Source organism: Dyadobacter luticola, from assembly GCF_005860805.1.
Taxonomy (GTDB): domain Bacteria; phylum Bacteroidota; class Bacteroidia; order Cytophagales; family Spirosomataceae; genus Dyadobacter; species Dyadobacter luticola.
Window position 1 is genome coordinate 853,051 of record NZ_VCEJ01000002.1, and the last position, 13,026, is coordinate 866,076.

At 48.5% G+C, this 13,026-nt stretch carries 8 protein-coding genes; 5 read left to right on the forward strand and 3 right to left on the reverse strand.

All coding sequences use genetic code 11. The features are described 5' to 3' along the window. Nucleotides 1–158 precede the first annotated feature (158 nt). The 4 genes from nirB to FEN17_RS03620 are packed head-to-tail and all read left to right on the forward strand — an operon-like array spanning nt 159 to nt 5,202. Nucleotides 159–2,675, forward strand: a complete 2,517-nt coding sequence (gene nirB / locus FEN17_RS03605; protein ID WP_138363926.1) for a nitrite reductase large subunit NirB — start codon at nt 159–161, stop codon at nt 2,673–2,675. Nucleotides 2,676–2,718: 43 nt separating this feature from the next. Continuing rightward, nucleotides 2,719–3,069 carry a nitrite reductase small subunit NirD gene (gene nirD / locus FEN17_RS03610; protein WP_138363927.1) on the forward strand — a complete coding sequence of 117 codons (351 nt, stop codon included), beginning with the start codon at nt 2,719–2,721 and terminating at the stop codon, nt 3,067–3,069. A gap of 4 nt (nt 3,070–3,073) precedes the next feature. Then, the gene (locus tag FEN17_RS03615; RefSeq protein WP_138363928.1) at nt 3,074–4,504 is read left to right on the forward strand and encodes an ATP-binding protein; all 1,431 of its coding nucleotides are present in this window, start codon (nt 3,074–3,076) and stop codon (nt 4,502–4,504) included. A gap of 23 nt (nt 4,505–4,527) precedes the next feature. After that, a complete protein-coding gene (locus FEN17_RS03620; protein WP_138363929.1) occupies nt 4,528–5,202 on the forward strand; it encodes a response regulator transcription factor in 675 nt (224 codons plus the stop codon). On the opposite strand, the gene FEN17_RS03625 is transcribed toward FEN17_RS03620, so the two are convergent. The 3 genes from FEN17_RS03625 to FEN17_RS03635 form a co-directional block, all read right to left on the reverse strand. Next, nucleotides 5,174–6,622 (reverse strand): serine hydrolase domain-containing protein, encoded by a 1,449-nt coding sequence (locus FEN17_RS03625; RefSeq protein WP_171037831.1) that lies wholly within the window; start codon nt 6,620–6,622, stop codon nt 5,174–5,176. The genes FEN17_RS03620 and FEN17_RS03625 overlap by 29 nt on opposite strands. Before the next feature lie 72 nt (nt 6,623–6,694). Beyond that, entirely contained in the window at nt 6,695–6,988 is a 294-nt protein-coding gene (locus tag FEN17_RS03630; RefSeq protein WP_138363931.1) for a hypothetical protein, read from the reverse strand. Nucleotides 6,989–7,066: 78 nt separating this feature from the next. Beyond that, nucleotides 7,067–10,399 carry a PVC-type heme-binding CxxCH protein gene (locus FEN17_RS03635; RefSeq protein WP_138363932.1) on the reverse strand — a complete coding sequence of 1,111 codons (3,333 nt, stop codon included), beginning with the start codon at nt 10,397–10,399 and terminating at the stop codon, nt 7,067–7,069. A gap of 195 nt (nt 10,400–10,594) precedes the next feature. Between FEN17_RS03635 and FEN17_RS03640 the strand changes: the two genes are divergently transcribed. Then, the gene (locus FEN17_RS03640) at nt 10,595–13,003 is read left to right on the forward strand and encodes an ABC transporter permease (protein ID WP_138363933.1); all 2,409 of its coding nucleotides are present in this window, start codon (nt 10,595–10,597) and stop codon (nt 13,001–13,003) included. Nucleotides 13,004–13,026 lie beyond the last annotated feature (23 nt).

The window sequence follows — 13,026 nt, forward strand, 5'->3', positions numbered from 1 at the left end:
ATTTATATTTAAAATTAACTATATCGACAAATAATACATTAGGAAAATAACTAATCGCCATTTACATTTGAAAGTTGGCAATGCTCCCAAAAGCTGATTTTATTCGAATATTTATATAATATTTTGTTGTATTTATAATTTAATAGTTAAAAAATACTATGAACTCCATTAGGAACATCAGAATTGTAGTTGCCGGCAACGGAATGGTAGGATATAAATTCTGCGAAAAGCTGCTGGCACGAAAGAAAACCGAGCAGCACTTCGAGGTGACTGTTTTTGGCGAAGAGCCGCGCGAGGCTTACGATAGGGTACATTTGAGTGAATTTTTTGCCGGAAAAAGTGCAGACGATCTGTCGCTGGCCTGCAGGGACTGGTACGCCGAAAACAATATCCTCCTGCTCCTGTCAGATCCGGTGGTGGACATTGACCGCGAACAAAAATGCGTCCGGTCGCATCATGGGCATGTAGTTTATTATGACTATCTCATTTTGGCAACTGGCTCCGGCGCATTTGTCCCATCGATTCCGGGCGTGGAGAAAGAGGGAGTATTTGTGTACCGGACGATTGAAGACCTGGAATTGATACAGTCTCACGCAGCAAAATCGAAAAAAGGCGCTGTGCTGGGCGGTGGTTTATTGGGGCTGGAAGCTGCCAAAGCATTGCTGGACCTTGGTTTGCAGGAAGCGCATGTGGTGGAATTTGCGCCCAGGCTAATGCCGCGGCAGATCGACGAGGCCGGTTCCCGCACACTACAAAATCAGCTGGAATCGCTTGGCTTACAGGTGCATCTTGCCAAAAGCACGCAGGAAATTACAGGAGGCGATTGCATTGAAGGCATGTTGTTTGCCGATGGCAGCCTGCTGGAAGTGGATATGCTGGTGATTTCCGCAGGTATCCGCCCACGTGACGAGCTGGCCAAGATCGCCGGTCTTGAAACGCATCCCAGGGGCGGCATAGTAGTTAATAACCATTTACAAACTTCCGATCCCAACATTTTTGCCATCGGTGAATGTGCACTGGCGCATCACATGATCTATGGTTTGATCGCGCCGGGATATGAAATGGCGGAAGTGGTTGTGGCGAAACTGACTGGGGGTGAAAAGGAATTTTTGCCTTTTGATATGTCGACCAAACTGAAATTGATCGGTACCGACGTGGCGAGTTTCGGGGACGCATTTATTGAGGAGCCAACCTGTAAGACAATTCGTTATGAAAATAAAGCCAAAGGAATTTACAAAAGAGTGAATGTGAGCGAGGACGGTAAAACGCTGCTCGGCGGAATTCTCGTCGGCGACGCCAGCCAGTATAATATGCTTTTGCAGACATTCAAAAACAAGACCATTTTACCGCCCGACCCGGAAGATCTGATCCTGGGATCGCGCGGCGGCGAGGAAGCGGGCGCGGGCGTGATGAGCTTCCCGGACGATGCATTGATCTGTTCCTGCGAGGCGGTAACCAAAGGAATGTTGTGTCACGAAATCGGTGAATTTGGGCATCATACCGTTGATGCGCTGAAAAAAAGCTGCAAAGCCGGGACGGGCTGCGGTGGCTGCGTGCCGCTTGTGAAGGACATTATCGCCGGGGTAATGAATCAAAAAGGCGTTTACTTGCGGAATGTGGTGTGTGAACATTTCAATTACAGCCGCCAGGAGCTGCTCGATCTCGTGAAAATGAACGGGCTGAAAACGTACGGCGCCGTGCTCGATGAATTTGGAAAAGGCGATGGCTGTGAAGTTTGCAAACCGCTGGTCGCCTCGCTGCTAGCCAGTTTATGGAATGAAAATATCCTGCAAAAAGACCGCGCACCGATCCAGGATTCCAATGATCGCTACCTGGCCAACATTCAAAAAGGGGGTACCTACTCGGTGGTGCCGAGAATTCCCGGAGGCGAAATCACGCCTGAAAAACTCATCGTGATCGGGGAAGTGGCTCAGAAATATGGCCTTTATACCAAAATTACCGGCGGCCAGCGGATTGATATGTTCGGTGCGCATTTGGGCGATTTGCCAAACATTTGGGAAGAATTGATTGACGCAGGTTTTGAGAGCGGGCATGCCTACGGAAAATCGCTGAGGACTGTAAAAAGCTGCGTAGGCTCCACGTGGTGCCGGTTTGGTGTGCAGGATTCTGTGAGTTTTGCCATCGAAGTGGAGGACCGGTACAAAGGTTTGCGCTCGCCGCACAAGTTGAAATCGGCGGTTTCGGGCTGCATCCGCGAATGTGCGGAGGCGCAAAGCAAGGATTTTGGCATTATCGCGACCGAAAAAGGCTGGAATTTATACGTCTGCGGAAATGGTGGCTCCAAACCCCAGCATGCACAACTCCTCGCCACCGACGTGGACAAAGAAACCTGCATCCGCCTGATCGACCGCTTTTTAATGTTCTACATTAAAACCGCCGACCCGCTCACCCGCACCGCCACCTGGCTCAACAAAATGGAAGGCGGCATCAACTATCTCAAAGCCGTAGTCGTCGAAGATTCCCTCGGCATCGCCGCTGAACTGGAAAACGACATCCAGCAGCTCATCGACGTGTATCAATGCGAGTGGAAAGAGGTAGTACAAAATCCAGAGCTCAGAAAGCGGTTCACCCACTTTGTAAACACACCCGAAAAAGATCCAACAGTAGAATTCGACTCAATGCGAGGCCAGAAAAAGGCAGCCGAGTGGGTCTAACATTCACTCATTCACTAATTCAATCATTCAAAATTCCACTCCCATGTACTCAAACGAAACAACCCAAAAAGTAACCTGGCACAAAGCCTGTCACGTCGATGATATTCCCGAAGATGGCGGCGGCTGCGCGCTGATTGACGGGCGACAAATCGCGATTTTTAATTTTAGCCGGCGCGGCGAGTGGTTTGCGACGGATAACCAATGCCCGCACCGGCAGCAGATGGCGGTTTCGCGGGGAATGATCGGAAGCCAGGACGGTGAGCCGAAAGTCGCTTGTCCGTTTCACAAAAAAACCTTTTCATTGCAGACCGGGAAGTGCCTCAATGATGAAAATTACGAGATCGGCACGTTTCCGGTGATGGTCAAAGAAAACCTGGTGTACATCGGGATATGATTGAATGGAAAGACTCGACAACCGGGTAGCCGGCAGCCTCACCCGCTTCTATGTGGTGGCATTGTGTGTGGTAGCAATGCTGACAATCAGCGGATTATTCCTGATCCGCAGGACAATCAGTGGGCTCAATCACGACAGCCGCGTGGTGAATGTGGCGGGGAGGCAGCGGATGTTAAGTCAAAGGCTGACCAAGCTGGCGATCATCGAAACGGACGGAAAAACGAGAAATGATCCGGCGAGTTTTGATTCGCTGCTGGTAGTTTGGAAACTAAGTCACGACCATTTGTTAAAAAATAAACTGCCTGTGGATGAAGATTTTGTGACTTGGAAAAGCGCGAAACTGGATTCGATGTTCAGAGAAATTGCCCCGGTTTTCGATAGTCTCTATCAGGACTTTGCATTAATCGGAACAGATTCGATTTCCAAACCCGCGAGAAATCAGGCGCTGGTTGCTGTTTTGAAAAATGAGCCGGTTTTTCTTGCCAAAATGGACAACATTGTCTTTCAGTTTGACAAGGAAAGTTTTGCCAAGCTGGAAAATCTGGAAAGGATCGAGTGGATACTGGATATCATGACGATCCTCGTGTTGCTGGCCGAAGGACTGCTGATTTTCAGGCCGGTAGTGAACACGACGCGCCGGGTTGTGCGCATGCTCACCGAATCCGAAGAAGCTTTACAGCTATCGAACCAAAAGCTGAAAGAAGCGAATGAACATTTGGTAGCGGCCCAAAATGACCTTTTACAATTACAGGAAGAAAAATACCAGCTGCAAATGGCCGAGGAGCGAATCAGGGCGGCGGCGGTGATCGAAGGGCAGGAGGACGAGCGAAAAAGGTTTGCGCTTGAACTGCACGACGGCATCGGCCAGATGCTGACCGGCCTTAAACTACATGCCGAAAAGCTCAAAACCATGCCTTTTGCGGACGAAAAGCATCAGAAAAGGTTCGACCAATTGGTATCGCTGATTCACGATACGATCCAGACGACGAGACAGGTTTCTTTCAATCTAATGCCCTCTGTATTAAATGATTTCGGGCTGGCCGCAGCATTGCGGTTACTGTGTGAGCAGACGCGAAATTCATCGGGAATCAACATTCAGTTTGAAGAAAAAACAACAGGAGAGCCTGAACTTGGCCGCGCGATGGAAACGGGCTTGTACCGGATTGCGCAGGAAGCGTTGAACAATGCCGTCAAACACGCCCAGGCCGATCACATTATTATCAAATTGGAACAGAACGAAAATCGGGCGGTGCTGGAAGTGCGTGATGATGGTAAGGGTTTCAATCTCAATGGTTTGAAACCGTACCAGGATTTTTCGTATAACCACAACGGTATGGAAAATATCCGCACGCGGGCGCAGCTGATGAATGGGGAAATGGAAATTATCTCGGAAATTAACAGTGGGACAAGGTTGATCGTTAAGGTGGATTTCTAATATTTGCAAAAAACGTTTCCAACATGCCGATCAGGATTTTAGTTGTGGATGACCATTCTGTGGTCCGTCAGGGGATAATTTCTTTGCTGGAAGATGAGGACGACATTGAAATCGCCGGTGAGGCTGCGGATGGTGACGAGGTGTGGGATATGGTCGAAAAAACAAAACCAGACGTAATCCTACTCGACCTGACGATGCCGCGCGTCTCAGGTATAGAAGTGATCGGGCAGATTGTTCCTGAGTTCCCCGATGCTAACATCCTGGTTTTCAGCATGCACAATAACCCGGATTATATGATTTCATCCGCGAAGAATGGAGCCTCGGGTTACTTGCAAAAAGATACCAGCCGTGACGAAATGCTGGCGGCCATCCGCAGCATTGCCAGAGGCGAACTTTACTTTCCTCCCTATGCTTCATCAGTCATTATCAGGCATTTACTTAATGACGGCGGCAACATCAACCAGCTACCCAGTCCGGTGGTGGAGCAAATCAAAGGAAAATCAATCTGGAACATCATCACCCCACGCGAGCAGCAGATCTTAAAATGCCTCATCGAAGGCATGAGCAGCAAAGATATTGGTGAAAAATTCAATATCAGCTCAAATACGGTTGCTAATCAACGAGCAAGTATTATGAAAAAGGCCAATGTTAAAAATACGGCAGAGTTGATTAGTTTGGCTTTAAAGGGCGTGCGTTAAAACTGAGCAAACGGCTAAAAACAAGCACCAGATTCAGTAGGGCCACAATGCTGAACAGTGTTAGAAAATCTGGTGCCATCAGATAAATCCTTCGCCAGCTCAAAACCCGGCCACTTAGCATAGTTACCAGTACGGGGAGCAAAACCAAAATCAGCATAGGCACGAGCCGTGAAAACAGCAATAACCGCGATTTCCAGCGAGGTCTCTTTTGGTGATTTCGGTACCATTGTTCTATTCTGAACAGCCTCAGGATGACAAAGAAAATCCCAATAAGCAAAGCCACATTTAATGTAATCGGGAAAACCCACGCAGGAAATGTGGGCACTTCCGGTTTTTTGTTTTCCAAAATATCAGTAACTCCCTGAATAAATGCATGATAATCCTCAAAAGCATTTATCCCTCCATTAAATAATATCACCACGCCATAACCATTTTTGGTAATAATCTGCTCGGCGCTGTAAGTCCACAAAATGCCGCTATGTGAAAGCGTACCGTCTTTTCCGACAAACCAACCCATGCCGTAAGGCTTCCCGGTGGGTGCATTATGCATCATTTTCAATGTTGTGCTGTCCAGCAATGTCACATCTCCAAGTTTTCCCTGATTCAACTGTAACCGCAGCCATTTTGCCATATCATCCGCCGTCGAAACAACGCCTGCTGCGCCTTCAATAAACCAGTCGGGTTCGTGCAAGGGTATTGCTTTTCCAAATGCGAAAATGTGTCCATCAGAAAAGCCTGAACTTGAACTGCTTAAAGCACTTGTCGATGAAACAGACTTTGTACCCGACATTTGAAGCGGCTTGAAAATGTTCGCTTCCAGGTATTTATCAAAAGGCTGGCCGCTTACCTGCTCGACGACTTTGGCAAGAATCTGATAATTAGGATTATGGTAGGTAAACCGGGTGCCGGGATCATCCGCAAGCTTCACATCATTAAGACGCTCGATCGCTTTGTCCAGATTTTCAGGCTCTGTTTTAAAGGCGAGTTCGGGAAAAACCTTGTCATTCAATCCGCTAACCTGATTTAAAACCTGGCGGACCGTCATTTTCGCGCCGCGCGGATCGGCGAGTTTAAATGTTGGAATGTATTGATTTATCGAATTGTCAATGTTCATTTTTCCTTGCTCCGCGAGCTGCATCACGGCCATCGCTGTGAAAGCTTTGCTCAGCGAAGCGATAGCAAATGGCGATCTTGAATTAATCGGTATGCCTTTACTATCCGCGCCGTAGCCCTTTGAAAAAATAACAGAATCCTTGGTGACAACGGCAATCGCGAAACCGGGAATATTACTTTTAGCCTGTATCTCGCGGAGATACTGGTCAATTTCCTGCGATTTGCGGCTGTTTTGAGCATTGACCGGTTGTAGAATCAGAGATATGATTGCGAAAATGAAACAAAGGAATGTGCGGAAGTAATGCATGGCTTTTGAACTTGACGCACAAAAATCGGCTGAAAAAGCCCTCACAACCCCTGATTGTTTGAAGGATTGCATTCAGGAAACGTGGGCGGCTACCTGGTATGGAATGGCTTTAATCAACTTTGTATTGTTAAACTCTTCGACAATCACAACATTCTCTTTTGGCACAATTCCGCGATTGATCCAATTCAAAACCGTCTCAATGTTCTTAATATTGAAACGCTTACAATATTCCTTGATGGTAACCCACTCCGAAAGATCAACCACTTCCCCGCGACTGATCAGGTAGGAACGGGCATCATCGATCGCAACCCGGCCCTCCGCCAGCATTGCTTCGACTTTTTTGCTTACATCAGCACTTTCTTCCATGTCGAGTGATTTTAATTTCACGACCTATTTTATAAAGATATGAACTGTTAGGTAATCTAACAAAAGATTTGCGCACCTTCAAGGATTTTTAGCATCAACAACATTCACCACCCCCTGCATCACACGCCAGTGACCCGGAAACGAGCAAATAAACGGATACGCCCCGGGTTGGGACGGCGCAGTAAATTCCAGACGGAAACTTTTGCCTGCGTTCACGAGCGGGGTGGAGAAAAGAATGTCCGCGGAATTCGGGATGAAATTTTTCTCGAAACCGTCTTTCAAATTTGCCATCGCGTCGGCGGCTTCGCCTACCTTTTGCTCGGTTCCGGGCTTGACGATCACCACGTTATGTGGCATCATATCGGTATTGTTGAAAATTAGGATGACTTTTTTGCCTGTGGGAACCTGAAATTCCTTTTTGTCAAAAGCCATTTTTGCCTCGATGGTATTCAGTACGAGCTCAGTAACATCTTTGTTGGCAGGTTTTTTCGCAACGTCGGCTTTTTGTTTTGCTTCTTCGGCTTTTGTTCGGATTGCGGCTAATGTTGCGGGTGTTTTCGGGAGCGCGGCAAGTTCTTCGGCTGTCAGCGACGCCAGCAGATACGTTTCAGCTTTTCCGGTGATTTTCTTTTGTTTTAATGCCGCCAGCCAAACTGGTTTTAAATGGCGGAAAGTCTCGCTGATCGCATAATCAAGGTATCTGTCGGTCGGATATTTGAAAATGTCGGTTGCGGCCAAAACTGCCTTTTCATTTTCATAAAAACTCATGGCGACGATCGCTTCCAGTCTTACCCGTGGCGATTCGTCGTTTAGTCTCGTCTGCATTAATGTCAATGTTTCCGGGATACGGTCGCTCCAAAAACGTAGAACCCTGGTCGCTGCGGCTCTTGCCTGCGGTTCTTTGGCGTTTAGAAGTGTTTTTAGCAGAGCAGGTTCAACAATATCAAAATCCTGGTAGAGCCACAATGCTTCCAGCAAATGATGCTCGTATTCCGGGTTATTCTTATCGAGCGCGGCAGTCCATTTTTTCAATGCTGGTAAAACCTCTGAGGCAGGCTTTTCTCGAAGCTGGATTCTCGTGCGGTACCGGAATCGGTCTTCGTAGACTTTCAGGTTTTCGAGTAAGTCTGGAATGCTTTGTGCCGAAATGTCCGTGGGTTTCAGGAGCGGCTTTTCCTTGTAAGTGATCCGCCAGATTCTTCCGTGGGATTTGTCGCGAGCGGGGTCGCGGGGTGGGTTTTCGCCGTGGGAGATGAGTGGGTTGTACCAGTCTGCAATGTAGAGGCCTCCGTCGGGGCCGTATTCGAGGTCGATCGGGCGGAAGTTTGGGTCTGAGGATTGGAGGAGGTTTTCTCTTTCTTTGCCACGAATGCCGGAGCTATCACGAATGATGCGGTGTTGCTTCGTACCCTGAAAACCAATGTTGTTATTAACCAAAAAGTCCCCCTGGACGTCGTCAGGGAAGTTCCGGCTGGAAATGATTTCGATTCCGGCGGTCGGCCTCACTCGGGTTTCGGTGAACATTTCGGTTCTCGGATGCTTGTCGGGATAATCTACTTTGCCGGTCATCGGCGGCGCAAAATAGTTGGAACCGTCGGAGGCATCGCCGATCAGGTGCGTGCCCCATTTGTCGAAAATGCTGCCCCAGGGATTATAATAGGGGTAAGAAATGTAGTGAAACAGCTTCGCCGTGCGCGGTTCGTAGCGGTAAGTGGCGCCGGCGTAGGAACGGACAGGGCCGTAAGGTGTTTCCACCTGCGTGTTCAGGAAAGTACCTTCGTTGAAATACAATGCGCCATCCTGCCCGTAAGTAAATGCGTGCGTCGCGTGGTGGCTGTCTTCCGAGCCGAAGCCGCTGAGGATCACCTCTTTTACATCCGCTTTCCCATCTCCGTCAGTATCTTTTAAGAACAAAATATCTGGCTCCTGCGAGACAAAAACACCGCCATTTCCAAACTCATAACCCAGCGGCAAATACAGGTCGTCGGCAAAAATGGTGTGCTTGTCCGCCTTGCCGTCGCCGTCAGTATCTTCCAGGATCACGATCTTGTCGTGCACCGGAATGCCGGGGAAATACTGCGGGTAAGTCGGCATCGTAGCGACCCAAAGGCGGCCTTTTGCGTCAAAATTCATTGCGACCGGCTTTTCAATCGGAAAATCTTTTTCGGAAGCGAAAAGGTTAATTTCATAACCTTTCGGCAGCGTGAATTTTTCGGTGGAAGTCGAAAACAAATTTTCCTGCCGGGCTATCTTTTTCGCAGCTTCTCCCTGCCGGCCCGTCATCGGAATGTCGGTAACCAACGTTGGGTCAGCCGGTTTGCCGCGACGGTCTACAATGTCCAGCGCTTTTTGATAGGCATTTACATTTTTGGTTTTGGCCAACTCCCAGATCACCGAATCCAGCGCAGCCGTCATTTGGTTCAGTTTGCGCAGCTCCGGCGGAAAAGCAATCACCCCGAAAGGCTCCCGGCGACGGCCATAAATGTATTCACCATTTACCGCCCGCCAGCGATAGAAAAAATGCGCATCCTTCATTTTGACGACTTCGCGCAGCTTTTTACCAAAATAAGAATCAAAATCCGGCTTGCCGCCAAAACCCAGCGACTGGGCCATCCACTCCGCAGCGAGGCGGTAACCCGCATCATTCAAATGTATCCCGTTAATGGTGAGTGGCGTCTGGTTTTTGGCCTGCATTTTCGCCAGCGAAGGCGTGAACAAATCGATAAAGTAAAGCTTCTGCACCGAAGCCGCTTTTTGCATTGCTTTGGTGTAGAGCGCCAAATTTTTATTATGCTCCGCAGGATCAGGATAATGCTCACTCAGGTTTTCGTGAGCAATAGGAGAGACGAGGATCAATGTGGGCGCAGATCGTCCATTATATTGGTTTGACAAAAGATTTTTTATGAAAACATTCAGATCCTTTTCAAACTCCGGCAGCCCGGCGGCGCCCTTAAATGCCTCATTCATACCAAAACAAAGGAAAATGATGTCGGCTTTCTGGTCTCTCAAATCCTGGTTCAGCCCCGCGAAATTCAGCGCGACTGGCATGACGATCTTCTCGGTTTCGTGGGTGAAACTTTTGAAATTGATCTCTTTCTGGCCTTCGGTAAGTCTTGTTGTTTTTTCACCAAAACCGGGAAAATTCAGCGGCCGCGGCTGCAAACCGACTTCATCCGCGCTCCATCCCATATTCCTCATCGTCAGTTCTTTTTCCGTAAAATGGCTTTGAAGCTGGGTTTCGAAATAACCGTAGTGCCGCATCCGGTCGGCGAAAGTGTTGCCGAGCAGAATGATATGGTCGGCTTTTTTGGGCGAAAAGCCAGGGTTGGGCGCCTGGGCGGCGGCTTTTTGGCTACTGCAAATGCAAAGGAAAGCCAGGGCAAATGCCAGGCAGCTTAATGGAATTTTCATAATCAGGTTTAGGAAGAGTCCAATTTATCATAATTTTAATAGCTTCTCAACATATACCGGACATGCACGTTCAGAAATGAACAGCTTTTTAGGATTAAAGTATTGATACACAATTTATTGAGATAATGGCATAAATTTTACGCGAACACTGTCAAAGTCATAAAACCGGATTTGCCTCAGATATTCCCGTTCCTCATGATCAAAAACTACTTCAAAATCGCCTGGCGCAACCTGCTCAGAAACCGCCTGTATACAATCCTTAACATTGCCGGACTGTCGGTAGGACTGGCCTGCGCGCTGGTGGTTTTCTGGTTTATCCGGTTTCAGACCACGCACGATCATTTTCATAAGAACATTGACCGTATTTATCAGGTAACCACCGAGTTTCACTTCGACGGCACCACCTACTCGCGCGGCGTACCCGCCCCGATGTGGAAAGCCATGCGGACGGAAATGCCATCGTTTACCACCAGTATGTGCATTGCCGGTTGGGGACAATTTTTTTCCGTGCTCGGCAATGATGGGAAAGTGATCAAGAAATTCAAGGAAGAAGGCCCATCGATGGCATATGTCCAGCCGGAATACTTTTCCATTTTCGACTTAAAATGGCAGGTTAGCAATGCAAAAAAGGCGTTGTCGCGCCCCAACACAATTGTGCTGAGCCGAAAGATTGCTGATAAATATTTTGGAAAGGAAAATCCGATCGGCAGGCGGGTGAGGCTTAACAACCAGCTGGATCTGGAAGTGACCGGCATTGTGGACGAGCCCGCGGAGGCCAGCGATATGCCTTATACTTCATTTGTTTCGTTCGAAACGCTGGTTGCCAATCCGAAATACAGCTACGGTGGCAGCGGCCTGGACCACTGGGGCGGCGTGAGTTTCGGGACACAATGTTTCACACTTCTGCCCGAAGGTTATAATATTAAAACTGCTGAAAAACAGCTGGTTGCATTAAGTAAAAAATACCACGGCAACGATTACAAATCGTACGATCACTACCTCGTACCCTTCAAGGAAATGCATCATTCGGAGCGGTACCGCGGTTCGATGCCGATGAAATGGATTTACATTATGAGCGCGATCGGCATTTTTCTGATCATTACGGCTTGTTTTAATTTCATTAATATGGCGACGGCCCAGGCACTGCGCCGCTCGAAGGAAGTGGGTGTGCGTAAAGCAGTTGGCGGTACGCGGCACCAGGTTTTTATCCAGTTTATGCTCGAAACCGCGCTGATCACGCTTTTTGCGATGGCTACCGGTTTTACGATCGCTTACGTTTTGCTGCCGCACATATCCGACTGGCTCGGACAGCCGGGTAGCTGGCCGGCGCAGGTCAATTTTACCGACACGATGTTGTGGGTTTTTCTGGCCGGTTTGTTTTTCATTGTCGTGCTGCTGGCGGGTTCTTATCCGGGCACTATTCTGGCCGGTTTTCGCCCGGTTCTGGCGCTCAAAGGCAATGTTACCACGCGGCACATCGGCGGCATTTCGCTCCGTCGCGGGCTGATCGTTTTTCAATTTGTACTGATTCAGTTGCTGGTGATTTGTACGATTGTCGTCAATAACCAGGTCGATTATATGCTGTCAAGTTCGGTAGGTTACGAAACCAGGGGCCTTGCCAGCATCCGCATTCCGGCGCCTGATAAGGTGAACCAGACAACTTTTAGGCAGCGGTCAATGGAAATCCCGGGCGTGGCCGATGCCAGTTTCTTCATTTTTTCGCCAACAACCAACTCGAATAATTCTACCAACGTCAATTATGATAACCGTCCGAAGGATGAACTCTTGCAGATAAATACAAAAAACGCTGATAATCACTACATTCAGACCTTCGGGCTGACCTTGCTGGCCGGCGAGAACATTCCCGAAAGCGACACGATCCGTGGTTACCTGGTGAATGAAAAGGTTTTGGAAAAACTGGGCATAAAAAGACCGCAGGACGCGATCGGGAAGATGCTGTCGATCTGGGACGTAAAAGCGCCGATCTATGGAGTTTTGAAAAACTGGAACAATACATCACTGAAAAATGGCGTCGATCACGTGGCGATTTTTACGTACCGCGACTTTCATTACACCTGCGGTATCAAGCTGACTTCCAACAATGTGCGAAAGACGATGAAATCGGTTGAGCAGCTTTGGAGCCAATATTTTCCGGATTATATGTACGAGCAATCGTTTTTGACCGAGGAAATTGCGACGAGCTACGAACTTGAAAACACGATGCTGAAACTGATCCGAACCTTCTCGGTGATTGCAATTTTTATCGGCTGTCTCGGATTGTATGGTCTGGTTAAATTCATGGCGTCGCAAAAAACCAAAGAAATCGGAGTCCGGAAGGTGCTGGGAGCGAATTTGTCGGGGATACTGGGCATTTTTGGGAAAGAAATCGGCCTGCTGATTGGTGTCGCGTTCCTGATCGCGGCGCCGCTGGGCTGGTATGTGATGCAAGCCTGGTTGCAGGACTATGAAAACCGGATTCCGATCGGACCGGGGATATTGTTCATTTCGGTGTTGGTAACATTGCTGGTAGCGGGTGTTACCGCAGCTTACGAATCGGTGAAAGCCGCACTGACCGATCCTGTCAAATCTTTGCGGACCGAATAATTCATGGAAGCGCTCAGGCAAGT

Excerpts from the sequence above, each read along its gene's own strand:
- nirB (WP_138363926.1), top strand. The coding sequence starts at position 159 with ATGAACTCCATTAGGAACATCAGAATTGTAGTTGCCGGCAACGGAATG.
- nirD (WP_138363927.1), top strand. The coding sequence starts at position 2,719 with ATGTACTCAAACGAAACAACCCAAAAAGTAACCTGGCACAAAGCCTGT.
- FEN17_RS03615 (WP_138363928.1), top strand. The coding sequence starts at position 3,074 with ATGGAAAGACTCGACAACCGGGTAGCCGGCAGCCTCACCCGCTTCTAT.
- FEN17_RS03620 (WP_138363929.1), top strand. The coding sequence starts at position 4,528 with ATGCCGATCAGGATTTTAGTTGTGGATGACCATTCTGTGGTCCGTCAG.
- FEN17_RS03625 (WP_171037831.1), bottom strand. The coding sequence starts at position 6,622 with ATGCATTACTTCCGCACATTCCTTTGTTTCATTTTCGCAATCATATCT.
- FEN17_RS03630 (WP_138363931.1), bottom strand. The coding sequence starts at position 6,988 with ATGGAAGAAAGTGCTGATGTAAGCAAAAAAGTCGAAGCAATGCTGGCG.
- FEN17_RS03635 (WP_138363932.1), bottom strand. The coding sequence starts at position 10,399 with ATGAAAATTCCATTAAGCTGCCTGGCATTTGCCCTGGCTTTCCTTTGC.
- FEN17_RS03640 (WP_138363933.1), top strand. The coding sequence starts at position 10,595 with ATGATCAAAAACTACTTCAAAATCGCCTGGCGCAACCTGCTCAGAAAC.